General features: G+C 74.9%; 13 protein-coding genes and 1 pseudogene. 6 read left to right on the plus strand and 8 right to left on the minus strand.

Features of this window, described 5'->3' with window-relative positions; translation table 11 throughout:
* Positions 1 to 12: 12 nt before the first annotated feature.
* The 3 genes from C3489_RS19495 to C3489_RS19505 form a co-directional block, all read right to left on the minus strand.
* Complete coding sequence (locus C3489_RS19495; protein ID WP_103783160.1) at positions 13 to 1,104, minus strand: mechanosensitive ion channel family protein; 1,092 nt, start codon at positions 1,102 to 1,104, stop codon at positions 13 to 15.
* 395 nt (positions 1,105 to 1,499) lie between these two features.
* Positions 1,500 to 3,014: an amino acid permease gene (locus tag C3489_RS19500; RefSeq protein ID WP_103783161.1), complete on the minus strand. Its 1,515-nt coding sequence runs from the start codon at positions 3,012 to 3,014 to the stop codon at positions 1,500 to 1,502.
* A 23-nt stretch (positions 3,015 to 3,037) separates the two neighbouring features.
* Entirely contained in the window at positions 3,038 to 4,021 is a 984-nt protein-coding gene (locus tag C3489_RS19505; RefSeq protein ID WP_103783162.1) for a hypothetical protein, read from the minus strand.
* Between the two features lie 281 nt (positions 4,022 to 4,302).
* Between C3489_RS19505 and C3489_RS19510 the strand changes: the two genes are divergently transcribed.
* The 4 genes and pseudogenes from C3489_RS19510 to C3489_RS38740 all read left to right on the plus strand — a co-directional run bounded on the left by C3489_RS19510 (position 4,303) and on the right by C3489_RS38740 (position 8,394).
* A complete protein-coding gene (locus C3489_RS19510; protein WP_103783163.1) occupies positions 4,303 to 5,742 on the plus strand; it encodes an FGGY family carbohydrate kinase in 1,440 nt (479 codons plus the stop codon).
* 56 nt (positions 5,743 to 5,798) lie between these two features.
* Positions 5,799 to 7,202 carry an FAD-dependent oxidoreductase gene (locus C3489_RS19515; protein ID WP_103783202.1) on the plus strand — a complete coding sequence of 468 codons (1,404 nt, stop codon included), beginning with the start codon at positions 5,799 to 5,801 and terminating at the stop codon, positions 7,200 to 7,202.
* A pseudogene (locus C3489_RS19520) lies at positions 7,199 to 8,143 on the plus strand (NAD(P)/FAD-dependent oxidoreductase); the annotation flags it as partial. The gene C3489_RS19515 and the pseudogene C3489_RS19520, both read left to right, overlap by 4 nt.
* Before the next feature lie 89 nt (positions 8,144 to 8,232).
* Positions 8,233 to 8,394 (plus strand): hypothetical protein, encoded by a 162-nt coding sequence (locus tag C3489_RS38740; RefSeq protein WP_181139750.1) that lies wholly within the window; start codon positions 8,233 to 8,235, stop codon positions 8,392 to 8,394.
* Between the two features lie 38 nt (positions 8,395 to 8,432).
* On the opposite strand, the gene C3489_RS19525 is transcribed toward C3489_RS38740, so the two are convergent.
* Both C3489_RS19525 and C3489_RS19530 read right to left on the minus strand, forming a co-directional pair.
* Positions 8,433 to 9,197 carry a crotonase/enoyl-CoA hydratase family protein gene (locus tag C3489_RS19525; protein ID WP_103783165.1) on the minus strand — a complete coding sequence of 255 codons (765 nt, stop codon included), beginning with the start codon at positions 9,195 to 9,197 and terminating at the stop codon, positions 8,433 to 8,435.
* Positions 9,198 to 9,277: 80 nt separating this feature from the next.
* Positions 9,278 to 10,252 carry a lysylphosphatidylglycerol synthase transmembrane domain-containing protein gene (locus C3489_RS19530; RefSeq protein ID WP_258054859.1) on the minus strand — a complete coding sequence of 325 codons (975 nt, stop codon included), beginning with the start codon at positions 10,250 to 10,252 and terminating at the stop codon, positions 9,278 to 9,280.
* A gap of 150 nt (positions 10,253 to 10,402) precedes the next feature.
* On the opposite strand from C3489_RS19530, the gene C3489_RS19535 reads away from it, so the two are divergent.
* The gene (locus C3489_RS19535) at positions 10,403 to 12,286 is read left to right on the plus strand and encodes an ABC transporter ATP-binding protein (RefSeq protein WP_103783167.1); all 1,884 of its coding nucleotides are present in this window, start codon (positions 10,403 to 10,405) and stop codon (positions 12,284 to 12,286) included.
* Positions 12,287 to 12,624: 338 nt separating this feature from the next.
* Here C3489_RS19535 and C3489_RS19540 read toward each other — a convergent pair whose 3' ends face one another.
* A complete protein-coding gene (locus C3489_RS19540; protein ID WP_103783203.1) occupies positions 12,625 to 13,434 on the minus strand; it encodes a pentapeptide repeat-containing protein in 810 nt (269 codons plus the stop codon).
* 269 nt (positions 13,435 to 13,703) lie between these two features.
* Positions 13,704 to 14,732: a GlxA family transcriptional regulator gene (locus tag C3489_RS19545; protein WP_103783204.1), complete on the minus strand. Its 1,029-nt coding sequence runs from the start codon at positions 14,730 to 14,732 to the stop codon at positions 13,704 to 13,706.
* A 135-nt stretch (positions 14,733 to 14,867) separates the two neighbouring features.
* Here C3489_RS19545 and C3489_RS19550 point away from each other — a divergent pair, with 135 nt between their 5' ends.
* Positions 14,868 to 15,677 (plus strand): dienelactone hydrolase family protein, encoded by an 810-nt coding sequence (locus tag C3489_RS19550; RefSeq protein WP_103783168.1) that lies wholly within the window; start codon positions 14,868 to 14,870, stop codon positions 15,675 to 15,677.
* Between the two features lie 98 nt (positions 15,678 to 15,775).
* Here C3489_RS19550 and C3489_RS19555 read toward each other — a convergent pair whose 3' ends face one another.
* On the minus strand, positions 15,776 to 16,261 hold the full coding sequence (locus tag C3489_RS19555) for a peptidylprolyl isomerase (RefSeq protein WP_103783169.1): 486 nt from the start codon (positions 16,259 to 16,261) through the stop codon (positions 15,776 to 15,778).
* Positions 16,262 to 16,370: the final 109 nt, after the last annotated feature.

A 16,370-nucleotide genomic window follows, 5' to 3' on the forward strand; every position in this document is an offset into this window, starting at 1 on the left:
TCCCGGCCGGGTTCATCCGGCCTGGGAGGGCCCCGCCACCATGTCCTCCCTGCTCCGCTGCTGCGGGATCGTCGCCGACCCCTGCTGGAGGGTCACCGTGCGTGCCGGGGCCGGGATGACGATGCCCTCGGCGCGGTAGCGCTTGTGCAGGCGCTTGATGAACTCGTGCTTGATCCGGTACTGGTCGCTGAACTCGCCGACGCCCAGGATCACCGTGAAGCCGATCCGGGTGTCGCCGAAGGTGTGGAAGCGGATCGTCGGCTCGTGGTCCGGCAGCGCCCCGGTGATCGAGGTCATCACCTCGGCGATCACCTCGTTGGTGACCCGCTCCACCTGGTCCAGGTCGCTGTCGTACGCCACACCGACCTGCACCAGGATCGTCAGGTCCTGCTCGGGCCGGGAGAAGTTGGTCATGTTGGTCTTGGCCAGCTGGCCGTTCGGGACGACGACGAGGTTGTTGGACAGCGCGCGCACGGTCGTCTGCCGCCAGTTGATGTCCTCGACGTATCCCTCCTCCCCGCTGCTGAGCCGGATGTAGTCGCCGACCTGCACGGTCTTGGAGGCGAGGATGTGGATGCCGGCGAACAGGTTGGCGAGCGTGTCCTGCAGCGCCAGGGCGACCGCCAGACCGCCCACGCCCAGGGCGGTGAGCAGCGGCGCGATGGAGATGCCCAGCGTCTGCAGCACCACCAGGAAGCCGATCGCGAGGACCAGCACCCGGGTGATGTTCACGAAGATCGTCGCGGACCCGGCGACGCCGGAGCGCGACTGCGTCACCGCGCTCACCAGGCCACCGATCACCCGGGCCGCAGACAGCGTCACGACGAAGATCAGCCACACCGTCAGCGACTGGTTGACGGTCCGCTGCACCGTCCGGGTCAGCGGCAGCACGGCCGCCGCCGAGGCGGCTCCGCCGGCGATGGCCGCCCACGGCACCACCGTGCGCAGGGCGTCCACGATGACGTCGTCGCCGCTCCACCGGGTCCGCTTGGCGTGCTTCGCGAGCCAGCGCAGCAGGGTGCGGGAGAAGAAGGCCACCAGCAGGCCCGCCGCGAGGGCGATACCGGCCAGCACCAGGTCGTCCAGGGTCAGCGCGCGGTTCACCGGCCGCCTCCGTGCGGACGTCGTGGGGCCTGCCCGGCCGACGGCGGTATGTGAAGTCTCGTCACGAGGTCACCTGCTCGAACTGTTTAGTGCCAGGGATGCGCGCCGCGCCCGGCCGACGGGCCGTCAGGGCGCGGCGCGAGCGCTCATCCTGCCGCATCCGGCACAGCAGTTCGAAACCGGGCGGGTGGTCCGCAGTGCGGCGGCGGCGTCCCGCGCGGCCCGGCTCGCCCGGTCCGGCCGCGCCGGTCGGCGGGGGTGCCGGTCAGGCCGGCCCCTGCCGCGGCCAGGGGCGGCGGCCCGCGGGACGTGTGCGCGCCGGGCGGGCCGCCGGGCCGCGGTGCGATGCTGCCGACGGCCTGGGCCGCGAGACCGGCGGCAGAGCGCGAGGCCGGTCAGACGATGCCCTCCGCGAGTTCCGCCTGCTCGCGCTCGTCGCCGTAGGCGGCGGTGGCCGGGGTGGCGTACGAGCGGCGGGCCATGAACCACCACACCGTGGCGAGCAGCAGGACGACGGCGAGGGCGACGGCGGCGTAGTTCATCGTGTCGGCCGTCACCGGCCGGGACTGCGGCAGGCAGAACAGCACCGTCACCAGCGCCACCCACACCACCGCGATCCAGCCGATCGGCTTGCTCCACCGGCCCAGGTGCCACGGCCCGCGCTGGAAGCGGTCCCCGGCGCGCAGGCGCAGCAGCACCGGGATGGCGTAGGCGGGGGTGATGCCGATGACGTTGATGGCGGTGACCGCGCCGTAGGCGGTCGCCGAGTACAGCGACGGCAGGGCGAGCACGCACGCCACCGTGACCGACAGCCAGACCGCCGCCACCGGTGTCTGGGTGCGGGCGCTGACCCGGCGCCACAGCGCCGAACCGGGCAGGGCGCGGTCCCGGGAGAAGGCGAACACCATCCGGCTGGCCGCGGCGACCTCGGCGTTGCCGCAGAACAGCTGCGCGACGATGACGACGAGCAGCAGCGCGCTCGCGCCGTCCGTGCCGAGCCCGTCCAGCAGGATCTGCGCGGGCGGCACCCCGGTGGCGCTGGTCCGGGTGGCGTCGTAGTCCTGGATGGCGAAGGTCAGCCCCGCCAGCAGGACGAAACCGGCCAGCCACGACGCCCAGATGGCGCGCACGATGCCGCGGGCGGCGGCGGTGGACGCCTGCTTGGTCTCCTCGGACAGATGGGCGGAGGCGTCGTAGCCGGAGAACGTGTACTGCGCGAGCAGCAGGCCGATCGCGGCGACGTACACCGGGTTGTCCCAGCCGGTGTCGTTGACGAACGTGGTGAACACGAACGACGGCGACCGGTGGTGGTCCGGCACGATCGCCAGCGCGCCCACGATCAGCGCCACACCGGCCAGGTGCCACCACACGCTGATCGAGTTCAGCACGCTGACCAGGCGCACCCCGAACAGGTTCAGCACCGCGTGCAGCAGCAGGATCGCGCAGAAGATCAGCATGGTCTTCCCCGGCGTCGGCGTGAACCCCCACTGCAGGTTCGCGAAGGCCCCGGTGAACAGGGCGGCGCCGTAGTCGATGCCGGCGATCGCGCCGAGCAGGCCGAGCAGGTTCAGCCAGCCGGTGTACCAGCCCCAGCGGCGCCCGCCGAGCCGGTCGGCCATGTAGTACAGGGCACCGGACGTCGGGTACGCGCTGGTGACCTCGGCCAGCGCCAGCCCCACGCACAGCACGAACAGGCCGACGCCCGCCCAGCCCCACAGCATCACGGCCGGGCCGCCCGCGCCCATGCCGAAGCCGTACAGCGTCATGCAGCCGGACAGGATCGAGATCACCGAGAAGCTGATCGCGAAGTTGCCGAAACCGCCCATGCGGCGGGCCAGGACGGGCCGGTAGCCGAGCTCGCGCAGCCGCTTCTCCTCGTCGCGGGAGTCGGCCGGGTCGAGGGTGGACATGTGAAGGCCTCCGGGGGGTCGGGTCAGTCGGGGGTGGGCGCGGCGGCGCGGCAGCGGGCGCGGGCCTGCCGGAAGAGGTCCACGGCCTGCTCCCGGCCGGCGGTGCGGTACTGCCAGGGGGCGGGCGTGACGTACGGGCCGAGCGCGTCGAACACCTGCGCCGCCTGCGGGAACAGCAGCGCGCCCCACAGGGCGTGCGCCAGGTGGTTGAGGTCCAGCGGGGAGCGCTCGGCGGGCCCGGTCCGCGCGAACCAGGACTCCAGCGCCCCCTCCGCCTCGCGCACCGCGTCCTCCGCCACCCAGTGCAGATCCAGCGCCGCGCCCTGCCCGCCGTCGTTCCGGTAGCGCTCCACCCGCACGTACAGCGGCAGCAGATGCAGCGCCGAGCCGGGCGGCGCGGTCTGCGTGGCCCGGTGCGCGTACCCGGTCGCCTCCGGCAGGCGCGGTGAGGAGGCACGCGCGAACAGGAACTGCAGCATGCGGTGGTGGGCCTCACGGTTGAACGGGTCGCGCCGGTCCGCCTCGGCGAGCAGACCCCACGGGCCGGCGGGCAGCATCGGCTCCGGCGGCGGCTCGCGGTGCTCCTTCCACTGCTGCTTCTTGTCCAGCCGGGCCAGCGCCAGCAGGCACACCCACGGCACCGGGTCCTGCGGTGCGGCCCCGGCGGCGGTGCGGGCGGCGTCCCAGGCCTCGATCCACAGTTCGTGCGTACGGCGGTGTCCCGCGCGCTCGGCCCGCAGCGCCCGCTCGACGGCCACCCGGGCCTGCATCACGGTGGCCGCGACCCCGGCCGGGTCCTCGGCACGCCAGGCCCGCACCACGTCGGTGCCCGCGGCCGCCGCCGCCAGCACCTGGGTGCGCCGCGTCCACTGCCACCACGGCATCGGCTGTTCCAGCAGTGTGCGCATCGACATCCAGCGGCCCGCGCGCACCTCCTGCAGGGCCTCGCGCAGCGCGCCGTCGTGGCCGGCCGGGTCGAAGACGGGCCGGGTTCCCTCTCTGGCCATCAGCCGGCCGCCCCCGGTCGCGGGGCGGCCGGGGTCGCGCGGACCACGACGGCATGGAAAGCCAACAGTCCTCCCCCGGGCGGACGTTGAGAAGATCGGTAGCGGTCGGCGGCCACTATAGGGGCGCGAGTTCCGCTTCTCGCCGTCGTTCGCGGAACCTGACGAACTTCCTTGCCTCCCCGACGCTTTGCCGCCGCCCCTCATGGTCTCGATCGCTGCTTGACGCGGTGCGCGCGGCGGCGGCAGGCTGGCGCGGGCAGTGATCGACGTCAAGGGGTGGCATGACATCTGCGGTGCTCGCCGTCGACCAGGGCACGTCCGGCACCAAGGCCCTGGTGGTCTGCCCCGAACGCGGCGTCATCGGCTCCGGGTTCGCCGCGGTGCACCCCCGGCACCTGCCCGGCGGGCGGGTCGAGGCCGACCCCCGCGAACTGTACGACTCGGTGCTCGACGCGGGCCGTCAGGCGCTGGCCGAGGCCGGCGAGGACGTCGTCGCGCTGGGCCTGGCCAACCAGGGCGAGACCGTGCTCGCCTGGGACCCGGACACCTCGCGCCCGCTGACCGACGCACTGGTCTGGCAGGACCGCCGCGCCGACACCGTGTGCGCCGAACTCGCCGCACACGGCGACGAGTTGCTCCGCCTCACCGGCCTGCCGCTGGACGCGTACTTCGCCGCGCCCAAAATGGCCTGGATCCGCCGCCACCTGACCCGCGAGGGAGTCGTCACCACCTCCGACGCCTACCTCGTCAACCGCCTGACCGGTGCCTACGTCACCGACGCCGCCACCGCCGGCCGCACCCAGCTCCTCGACCTGGACCGCACCGCCTGGTCCCGCCGCGCACTGGACCTGTACGGGCTCGCCGGCGAACGCCTCCCGGCGGTCGTCGACAACGCGCTCCCCGTCGGCGGCACCACCGCGTTCGGCCGCGAGATCCCGGTGACCGGCCTGATCGTGGACCAGCAGGCCGCCCTGCTCGCCCACCGCATCACCACCCCGGGCGGCGCCAAGTGCACCTACGGCACCGGCGCCTTCCTGCTCGCCCCCACCGGCGGCACACCCCGGCGCTCGACCACCGGCCTGGTCAGCTGTGTGGCCTGGCGGCTGGCCGGCCGCACCAGCCACTGCCTGGACGGCCAGGTCTACACGGCCGCCTCCGCCGTGGGCTGGCTCACCGGCCTCGGCGTCATCACCGGACCCGCCGACCTGGACCGGGTGGGCGCCGCCGTACCCGACAGCGGCGGCGTCACGTTCGTGCCCGCGCTGGCCGGACTCGCCGCCCCCTGGTGGCGCGGCGACCTGCGCGGCTCCCTCACCGGACTCGGCCTCGACACCGCCCCCGGACATCTGGTGCGCGCCCTGTGCGAGGGGCTGGCCGCCCAGGTCGCCGAACTCGCCGACGCCGTCGCCGCCGACCTCGGCGCCCCCCTGGACGTGCTGCGCGTCGACGGGGGCCTGACCCGCTCGGCGCTGCTCATGCAGACCCAGGCCGATCTGCTGCAACGCCCCGTGGAGGTCTCGGAGTTGCCGGACGCCACCGCCCTCGGCGCCGCCGCCCTGGCCCGGCTGGGCGCCGACCCCGCGCTGACCCCGGCCGACGTGCTGCCGGACACCAAGCCGTCCGCCGTGTACGAGCCCCGCATCACACCCGACGAGGCCGCCGCACGCCGGGCGGCCTTCCGGCAGGCCGTGACCCGGCTGCTCGACGGGGAGCCGGGGTGAGCGCGCCGCGGGAGGGGATGCCGCGGCACCTGGAGTCCGCCCCGCAGGACACCCCCGTGACCGTCACCGCCGCCGGTGCGCTGCCCGAGCGGCCGTACGACGTGGCGATCGTCGGCGCCGGCGTCGTCGGCTGCGCCGTCGCCCGCGCGCTCGCCCGTCACCGGGGGCTGCGCCTGGCCCTGATCGAGGCGCAGGACGACGTCGGCCAGGGCACCTCCAAGGCCAACACGGCGATTCTGCACACCGGTTTCGACGCCGTGCCCGGCTCGCTGGAGGCCGCCCTGGTGCGCGACGGCGCCCGCCGGCTCACCGCCTACGCCGCCGAGTCCGGCATCCCCGTCGAGCGGACCGGCGCCCTCCTCGTCGCCTGGGACGAGGAGCAGCTCGCCGCCCTGCCCCGCCTCGCCGAGAAGGCCGAGCGCAACGCGTACCACGCCGTGCGACCGCTCGGCCCGGCGGAGCTGTACGCCCGCGAACCCCACCTCGGACCCGGCGCCCTCGGCGCCCTGCACGTGCCCGACGAGAGCATCGTCTGCCCCTGGACCACGCCCCTCGCCTACGCCACCCAGGCGGTCCGGCACGGCGTGCACCTGCACCTCAACTGCCGTGTCACCCGCGCCCGCAGGCACGAGGACACCCACCTGCTGGACACCACCCGCGGCCCGGTGCGCGCCCGCTGGCTGGTCAACGCGGCCGGCCTGCACGCCGACACCCTCGACGCCGCCCTCGGCCACCACGACTTCACGGTCACCCCGCGCCGCGGCCAGCTGATCGTGTTCGACAAGTTCGCCCGCGACCTCGTGCGCCACATTCTGCTGCCGGTCCCCACCGCCGCCGGCAAGGGCGTCCTCGTCGCCCCCACCGTCCACGGCAACGTCCTGCTCGGCCCCACCGCCGAGGACCTGGACGACCGGACGGCCACCCACTCCACCGCCGAGGGCCTTCAGGGCCTGCGGGCCAAGGGCCACCGCATCCTGCCCGCACTGCTGCGGGAGGAGACCACCGCGGTCTACGCGGGCCTGCGCGCCGCCACCGAGCACGACGACTACCGCATCACCGCGCACCCCGAGCAGGCGTACGTCACCGTCGGCGGCATCCGCTCCACCGGACTGACCGCCTCCCTCGCCATCGCCGCGCACGTCGTCGACCTCCTGACCGAGGCCGGCCTGAAACCCGGCGCCGCGCGGGACCTGGAGCCGGTGCGCATGCCCAACCTCGGGGAGGCCTTCCCGCGCCCCTACCAGCGACCCGACCTGATCGCCGCCGACCCCGAGTACGGCACCCTCGTCTGCCACTGCGAGCGGGTGACGCGCGGGGAGATCCGCGACGCCCTCGGCGGCACCGTCCCGCCGCGCAGCCTGGAGGGGCTGCGCCGCAGGACCCGGGCCAGGGCCGGCCGCTGCCAGGGCTTCCACTGCGGCGCGGCGGTCCGCGCGCTGTTCGAGGGAGCCGGTCGGTGAACCGCGCGGTCGACGTCCTCGTCGTCGGCGCCGGTCCCGCCGGGCTCACGGCCGCCGCCCGGCTCGCGGCGGCCGGGGCGGGCCGGGTGGAGGTGCTGGAGCGGGAACAGCGGGCCGGGGGAGTGCCCCGGCACTGCGCCCACGGCGGCTTCGGCACCTGGCCGCGCCCGCTCACCGGCCCGCGGTACGCCCGACGCCTCACGGACACGGCCCGGCGGGCGGGAGCCGCCGTACGCACCGGCGTGACCGTCCTGGACTGGGCCGGCCCGCTCACCCTGACCGCGGTGAGCCCCGGCGGACCCGAGACGATCACCGCCCGCGCGGTCCTGCTGGCCACGGGCGCCCGCGAACGCCCGCGCACCGCCCGCCTGGTGCCGGGCACCCGGCCCGCCGGGGTGTACACCACCGGCGAACTCCAGCAGGCCGTCCATCTGTACGGGCAGCACATCGGCGCCCGGGCGGTGGTCGTCGGCGCGCAGGACGTGTCGTACGCGGCGGCCACCACTCTGCGGGCGGCGGGCGTGCGGGTGGCCGCCATGGTCACCGAGGACCCGCGCCCCCGCACGGCCCCGGCGCGCGCCGCGCACGCCCGCCTGTGGCACGGCGTCCCGCTGCTGACGGACACCTCGGTCACCGAGCTCCTCGGCCACGGCCGCCTGTCCGGCGTCCGCGTCCGCCGCCGCGACGGCCGTACGACCGTCCTGGCCTGCGACACGGTCGTCTTCACCGGCGACTTCACACCCGAGCACGAACTGGCCCGGCGCGGCGCCCTCACCCTCGCCGCCGGCACCCGCGCCCCCGCCGTCGACACCTCCTGGCACACATCCCGCCCCGGCGTCTTCGCGGCCGGCGGCCTGACACATCCGGGCCGGAGCGCGACGACGGCGGCCCGTGCGGGCGCGCAGGCGGCCCGAGCGGTGCGGGACTGGCTGACGGCGGGCGAAGGGGCATAGATACCAGGTGTTCATGGACGTCGGATCGCATGAGCATGGCTGCTAGTCCACTTTGGCTCGCATCTGCGTTTCCCTGAATGCACTTCGGACGCGCCCCCGTGCTGCTCGCGGTCGCGGTGGACGGGGCCCCGCTCGACCGGGCCGGGCCGCAGCTGCTGCCGCAGGACCGCTGCGGCGGCCGGTACATCAGCGGCATCACCGCGATCCGCGTGGACGGCGGTTACGACACGGCGGCCTGACCGGCAGGTGCCCCGCGCCGGAGGCCGCCCGTGCCCGGTCAGTCGTCCGTGAACGCCCCGTGCCGGCCCGCGCCCGCCGCGAAGCGGTCCGCGCCCTTCTTCGCCTCCGCCAGCACGCCCATGCCGTGGCCGAGTTCCACCCGCAGGGCCTCCTGCTCGTCCAGACCCTCCTGGTCCAGCACCGAGGCGCGGTCGGAGCGCAGGCAGGCCTGCGGCAGGCGGGCCAGGCCGGCGGCCAGTTCCTCGGCGGCGGCACGCGCGGTGCCGGCCGGCACGACGCGGTTGGCCAGCCCCATCTCGTAGGCCTCGCGGGCCGGTACCGGACGGCCCGTCAGGATCATGTCCAGGGCCCGGCTGGTGCCGATCAGCCGGGGCAGCCGTACCGTGCCGCCGTCGATCAGCGGCACGCCCCAGCGGCGGCAGAAGACGCCGAACACCGCGTCCTCCTCGGCGACCCGCAGATCGCACCACAGCGCCAGCTCCAGGCCCCCGGCCACCGCGTGCCCGGCGACGGCGGCGATCACCGGCTTGGACAGCCGCAGCCGGGTGGGGCCCATCGGCCCGTCCCCGTCCTCGGCGACCCGGTTGCCGCGCTCCCCGCCCATGGCCTTCAGGTCCGCGCCCGAGCAGAACGTGCCGCCCTCGCCCCACAGCACGGCCACCCGGGCCTCGTCGTCGGCCTCGAACGCGTGGAAGGCGGCGGCCAGTTCGGCGGCCGTCGGACCGTCCACCGCGTTGCGCACCTCGGGACGGGACAGCACGATGGTCGTGACGTGATCTCGTCGTTCGACCCGGACCGGCATGGTGGGATTCCCCTCTGTACGACTCCGTGCGACGCGATACGGCGACGCGACGTGCGCACGGTACCCGCCGGTCGCGGGCCTCAGATCACCTTCAGGCGAACCAGCGCCCCCAGGGTCAGCGCGCCCGGCAGCAGCGGCAGCCACACGGTGAGGATCCGGTAGGCCAGCACCACCGCCGTCGCCACGGCCGCCGGGCCGCCCGCCGCGACCAGCGCCACCACCAGCGCGGCCTCCACCGAGCCGAGCCCGCCGGGTGTGGGAACCAGGGCCACCGCCACGGTCCCCGCCAGATACGCCACCGCGATGTGCGCCGGCGACACCGGAAGGTCCAGCGCCTGCCCGACCAGGACCAGCCCCGCCGCCTGCAGCGCCGGGAAGGCGAGCGAGCCGCCCCACAGGGCCAGGGCGCGGGCCGGCCGGGTGTGCACCGAGCGGGCCTCGCCCAGCGCCGTGCGCAGGAAACCGAGCGCGGCCGTGCGCAGCCGTCGCACACAGGCCAGCACGACCCCCGCGGTCAGCGCGAGCGCGGCGACGGCCGCCAGCAGCGGCAGCAGCGCGCCGCCGGGCAGCAGCGAGCCGACGCTCAGCGCGTCCGGGAAGGCGGCCAGCAGCACCGCCAGCAGGACGAGCCGGCCCACGCACTCGGCCAGCATGTACAGGGCGAGGGCCGCCGAGGAGCGGGCCAGCGGCACCCCGCACACCGTCATGAAGCGCAGGTTCACCGCGCTCGCGCCGAGCCCGGTGGGCAGCAGATGGTTGGCGGCGCCGGCCGCGAACTGGGTGGCCAGCAGCCGCCGCCGGGGCAGCCGCTCGACCACGGCGCCCTGCCGGGTGAAGGAGGCGGCCACCCAGGTCAGACAGGTCGCGCCGGCCGCCGCGAGCAGCCAGGGCCACTCGGCGGTGCGCAGCTGGCCGAAGCCCTCGGCGAGCGTGGCGCGGTGCCGCACGGCGACGACGGTGACGAGCAGGAGCGGAAGCAGACACAGCACATGCCGGACGGGGACGCGACGGGGGAGTCGTCCCTGCGGCAGCGGGGGAAGGGGGACGGCGGTCACGTCCGAAGAGGCTGTCCGCACCGTGCCAACGGCGGGTTGCGGAGGCGGGGACGGCACATTACGTACGGTCATCGGATCCTTCGTACAGGGGGACGGGCGGCGGACATTGACCTCAACGATGATTGAGGTTCTACGTTGCTGTCCATGAGCATGGAGACCACCGCATGGACGCAGCTGCACAGCGTCATGACCGCCCAGCAGGAGCGGCGCCCCTTCGACCCCGCGACGCTGCGCCGCATCGGCGCCTTCGCCCGCCCGCACCGCCGCCGTATCGCGCTGTTCGTGGCGCTCGGGGTGGTGACCGCGCTGCTCGCCGTCGCCACGCCCGTCCTCGCCGGTAGCGTCGTCGACGCGATCGTGTCGCACGGCGACGAGGCCCACGTCGTACGCCTCGCCCTGCTCATCGCGCTCATCGCGGTGGCCGAGGCCGCGCTCGGCATCCTGTCCCGGAGGCTCTCGGCGACGCTCGGCGAGGGACTCATCCTCGACCTGCGGACGGCTGTGTTCGATCATGTGCAGCGCATGCCGGTCGCGTTCTTCACACGTACCCGTACGGGAGCGCTGGTCTCCCGGCTCAACAATGACGTCATCGGCGCCCAGCGCGCCTTCAGCAACACCCTGTCCGGCGTGGTCAGCAACCTCGTCACCCTGCTGCTCACGCTCGCCGTGATGCTCACGCTGTCCTGGCAGATCACCCTGCTCGCCCTGGTGCTGCTGCCGGTGTTCGTGATCCCGGCCCGGCGGATGGGCAGCCGGATGGCCCGGATGCAGCGGGAGGCCGCCACGCTGAACGCGGCGATGGGCACGCGGATGACCGAGCGTTTCTCGGCCCCCGGCGCCACGCTGGTGAAGCTGTTCGGCCGTCCCGAGGAGGAGTCGGCGCAGTTCGCGCTGCGCGCCCGGCGGGTCGCCGGCATCGGCGTGCGCACCGCCACCGCCCAGTCGGCGTTCATCACCGCGCTCACCCTGGTCTCCGCGCTCGCCCTCGCCCTGGTCTACGGCCTCGGCGGCTATTTCGCCCTGCGCGGCACGCTGGAAGCGGGCGCCGTGGTTTCCCTGGCGCTGCTGCTGACCCGGCTGTACGCGCCGCTCACCGCGCTCGCCGGGGCGCGGGTGGAGGTGATGAGCGCGCTGGTCAGCTTCGAGCGGGTGTTCGAGGTGCTCGATCTCAAGCCGCTGATCGAGGAGAAGCCGGACGCCCGCGAGGTGCCCGCCGGGCCGGTCGGCGTCGAGTTCGACGACGTCCGCTTCGCCTACCCGGCCGCCGACCAGGTCTCCCTCGCCTCCCTTGAGGAGGTCGCCGCCCTCGACAGCCGCGGCGGCGCGGAGGTCCTGCACGGCATCTCCTTCCGCGCCGAACCCGGGCAGACGGTCGCCCTCGTCGGCTCCTCGGGCGCCGGCAAGTCGACCATCGCGCAACTGCTGCCACGGCTGTACGACGCCGACGCGGGCGCCGTGCGGGTCGGCGGCGTCGACGTGCGCGACCTGTCCTTCCGGTCGCTGCACGACACCGTCGGCATGGTCACCCAGGACGGCCACCTCTTCCACGACAGCGTCCGCGCCAACCTGCTGCTCGCCCGGCCCGAGGCGAGCGACGAGGAGCTGTGGGACGCGCTGCGCCGCGCCCGCCTCGACGATCTGGTGCGCGAGCTGCCCGACGGCCTGGACACCGTCGTCGGCGAGCGCGGCTACCGGCTGTCCGGCGGCGAACGCCAGCGCATGACGATCGCCCGGCTGCTGCTGGCCCGCCAGCGCGTGGTGATCCTCGACGAGGCCACCGCGCACCTGGACAACACCTCGGAGGCGGCCGTCCAGGAGGCGCTCACGGAGGCCCTGGCCGACCGCACGGCCCTCGTCATCGCACACCGCCTGTCCACCGTACGGGCGGCCGACGTGATCCTGGTGGTGGAGGCGGGCCGCATCGTGGAACGCGGCACCCACGAGGAACTCCTGGCCCTGGAGGGCCGCTACGCGGAGCTGTACAGAACCCAGTTCGCCGCGTCGGAGCCGCTGGCGGGGGAGGCGGTGGGGTAGGGGATCGGGCCGGGGGCCAGCGGTGGAGCCGGGTGTGGCGGCGCTGGGGCGCTCCGGACGAGGTCCGCGCGCGGCGCCTGGGTGCACCGGATGAGAACCGCGCGGTGGCGCGAGGGCACCGGCCGGGTCGCTGTCCGTCTCGGGGTTCCGGACGCGGCCCGGCCGGAGTTGTGGATTCCGGTGTGGTGCCGGTGGGTTCAGTTAACGGCGCTCCGAGAGGCTCCGCATCTTCGGTGCACCGAACGGCGCACCTCCGTCACCGGTGCCCCGGCCGCTCCGGTCCCGACAGCACCCCCGTCACCGGTGCCCCGGCCGCTCCGGTCCCGACAGCACCCCCGTCACCAGTGCCCCGGCCGCGCCAGTCCCGCCGGCAGTACCGTCGACGCGTCCCCCCTGGCCGCGTTCAGCTGGGCCTGGGTGACGAAGAGGGCGTCCGTGAGGTCGGCCCCGGTGAGGTCGGCGTCCCGCAGGTCCGCGCCGATCAGATCGGCCGAGCGAAGGTCGGCGCCCTTGAGGTCGGCCGCGACGAGGAGCGCCCCGCGCAGGCTCGCGCCCCGCAGGTCGGCGCCGGCCAGCCGGGCCCCGATCAGATCGGCCCCGCGGTGATTGCGGCGCCGGCCCGGCAGTCGCCCCCGCACCAGCTCGCTCGCCCGCAGCAGCAGCTCGTTCACCTCGCCCCGCAGCGCGTTGACGTCCACGGCGAGGATCTCCTCGGCGGCGCCCCGGGTGATCTCCTCGATACGGCCCGACGCCCGCCGCAGGTCCCGGTGCACGGGCCGGGCCTCGGCGAGACCGAGCGCCTCGGTGACGTACCACAGCAGCTCGTGCAGCTGCCGCATCACCGGGAACACCGCGAACATCGCCTCGGACGTGCCCGGCGCGCTCCGCCAGTCCGTCCCCCCGAAGGTGACCTGGGAGACCTTCTGGCCCGCGCCGAAGCAGTCGAAGACGGTGCAGCCCGGGTAGCCCCGCTCGCGCAGCCCGGCGTGGATGCCGCAGCGGAAGTCCGCCTGCAGGTTGCCGCACGGCTTCCCGGCCGGCTTGTCGGCCGCGAAGTCGGCGGACCGGGCGAAGGGCAGCGCGACACAGCACAGCCCGAAGCAGGAGGCGCAGTCGGACTGGAGATCCGCCCGGCGCAGCAGCGGCAGCGAACGGCGGCCCTCGGCGGACGGCGCCGACGGGGTGCCCTGACCCGACCGAGCCTGCGGCGCCCGGCGCCTGTCCCCGGCCGCGTCGGACCGGCCCCGGCCGGCGGACGCGGCGGGTCGCTTGCGGCCCCCGGCGGGGGAGGGGGTTGCGTGCTGTCGGGACACCGTACGCGCGCTCCAAGGACGAGACGGGCGCCACCGGCCGGCGGCGCTGGAAGACCGGCCGTCCATTCTCGCAGAACACGGGCCCTCGGGATCGTGGGGAGGGGTCAGCGGGACGTCGCCGCGTCCGGGGCCGGCGCCCGGGCCGCGCGGCGGAAAGCGGCCCGGTAGGCGCTCGGGCGGTGGCCGGTGTGGCGGGCGAAGAGGGCGGCGAACGTGCCGGGGTCCTGGTAGCCGACGGCCGCGGCGACGGCGGCGACGGTGCGGTCGGTGGTCTCCAGCAGATGACGGGCGCGGCGCACCCGGGAGGCCTGGAGGTGGGCCAGCGGGCTGCGCCCGGTCTCCTCGGCGAAGCGGCGCAGCAGCGTGCGGGTGCTGACCCGGAAGGCGTCCGCGAGCGCGGCGAGGTCGTACCGCTCGGCGAGGTTCTGCTCCAGCCGCCGCATCACCCGCTGGGAGAACTCCCCGCCGGGCTGCGGCAGCAGCCGAGGGTCGACGTACGGGGTCTGCGAGGTCCGCGCGTCGTCGACGAGCGCCAGCCGCGCGGTGGTCCGGGCCACCCGGGCGCCGTCGTGCCGGCGGATCAGGTCCAGCGCGAAGTCGTACATGGCACTGAAGGCGGCCGTGGTCGTCACCCCCGTGTCGGTGACGACCAGCTGCTCGGGCCGCACCTCGGCGTCCGGGCAGCGCCTGGCCAGCTCCCCGGCGTACAGCCAGGAGGTGGTGGCCCGGCGCCGGTGCAGGAGTCCGGCCTCGGCGAGCAGGAACGCGCCGACGCACAGTGAGACGACGGCGGTGCCGGCGGCGGCCTGCGCGCGGATCGCCGCGATCTCGGGGCCGAGCCGGGCGAGCCGCGCGTCGAGGTCCGTGTCCGGGCGCAGTTCGAAGCCGGGGACCACGAGGACGTCGACCTCGCGCAGGGGACGCACGTCCAGGCCGGCGCCGCCCGCGGCGGTGACCCGGCGGCGGGGCGAGAGGACGGACACCCGGTAGCCGGGCGCGTCCGGCCCGGCGACATGCCCGGCCATCGTCAACAGGTCCGGCACACCGAACACTTCGGACGCGAAGCAGCCCGGATACGCCAGCACCCCGACCCGCAGCGCACCGGCATCCTTACCCGGGCCGTCCTGCGTCATCGCCACCCCCTGGAGTCCCCCGGCCCCGGGTCCGCCGACCCGCGTGCCGCCCGCCGCCACGGGTGGCGAGATTACCCCCGGCTCAGGCGATCCCGCCCCTCAACCGGCGGCAGGGCCCGGGACCAGGCTGGCCCCATGAGCGACGACGATCCGATCAGCGACTTCACCCGCCGCAGCGTGGCCGTGGAGGGGGTGGAGAAGACGGTGTACGTGGCCGGGGCCGGGCCCGCGGTCGTGGTACTGCCCGAGATGCCGGGCATCAGCCCCGACGTGCTGCGGCTCGCGCGCTGGGTGCGGGACGCGGGCTTCACCGTCCATGTGCCCTCCCTGTTCGGCACGGACGGCGCCTTCCCCACGGCCGAGGGCGGCCGGGAGGTCGTCCGCCGCGCCTGTGTCAGCGCGGAGTTCCGTGCCTTCGCCGGGGGCGGCACCAGCCCGGTGACCCGGTGGCTGCGCGGCCTGGCCCGCCAGGCGCACCGCGCGTGCGGTGGGCCGGGGGTGGGCGCGATCGGCCTGTGCTTCACCGGCAACTTCGCCCTCACCATGGCCCTGGAGCCGGCGGTCATCGCCCCGGTGGTCAACCACCCGTCGCTGCCGCTCGACGACCCCGGCGGACTCGAACTCGACCCGGCGGACGCACGCGCGGTGCGCGACCGGCTGCGGCGCGACGGACTCACCGTCCTCGCCTACCGCTTCGCGGGCGACCGCTGGTGCACGGGGCAGCGCTTCGCCGCCTACCGCGCGCTGCTGGGTGACGCCTTCGACGGGCGCGTCCTGCCCGACAGCGCCGCCAACCCGGCCCCGCCGCCCTTCTTCGCCGACCTGGTCGGCACCCCGCACAGCGTGGTCACGGCCCATCTCGTCGACGAGGCCGGCCATCCCACGGTCCGGGCCCGCGACGAGATCCTCGCCTTCCTCACGGACCGCCTGCACCCGGACGGGTAGCGGCCCTCGCCCGAGTCCGCGCGGCCGGCCGGGCCCGGGAGAACCCGGACCCGGCCCGGGTGCCGGTCGCGGAGCGTGCGGGCTCGACCGGACGCTCCCTAGGCCTGCACGACCTCGGCGGAGTTGATCACGACCTGCTCCTTGGGCACGTCCTGGGCGCCCGTGGGGACCTGGGCGATCCGGTCGACGACGTCCTGGCCCTCGACGACCTTGCCGAAGACGGCGTAACCCCAGCCGTCCTGGCCCGGGTAGTCGAGGAAGTCGTTGTCGTTCACGTTGATGAAGAACTGCGCGCTGGCCGAGTGCGGAGCGGACGTGCGGGCCATGGCGACGCTGTACTTGACGTTCTTCAGGCCGTTCTTCGCCTCGTTCTCCACGGTGTTCGGCGCCGGCTTGATGCGCATGTCGGTGCCGTGGCCGCCGCCCTGGATCATGAAGCCGTTGATGACGCGGTGGAAGATCGTTCCGGCGTAGTGGCCGCTGTTGAGGTACTGCAGGAAGTTCTCGACCGTCTTCGGGGCCTTGGCGTCGTCGAGGCTGAGGACGATGTCGCCCATCGTCGTCGAAAGGCGGACGTTGGTCATGACTGCTTCTCTCCGTCTGTGTCGTCGATACCCTGCCCGAACAGGCACGGGAAACACGTCAGTCTTTCACAGCCCCTCCCGGCACAGGCCGCACCATTGGTCCGACCGG

It is taken from the genome of Streptomyces sp. Ru71, assembly GCF_002920535.1.
GTDB lineage: Bacteria > Actinomycetota > Actinomycetes > Streptomycetales > Streptomycetaceae > Streptomyces.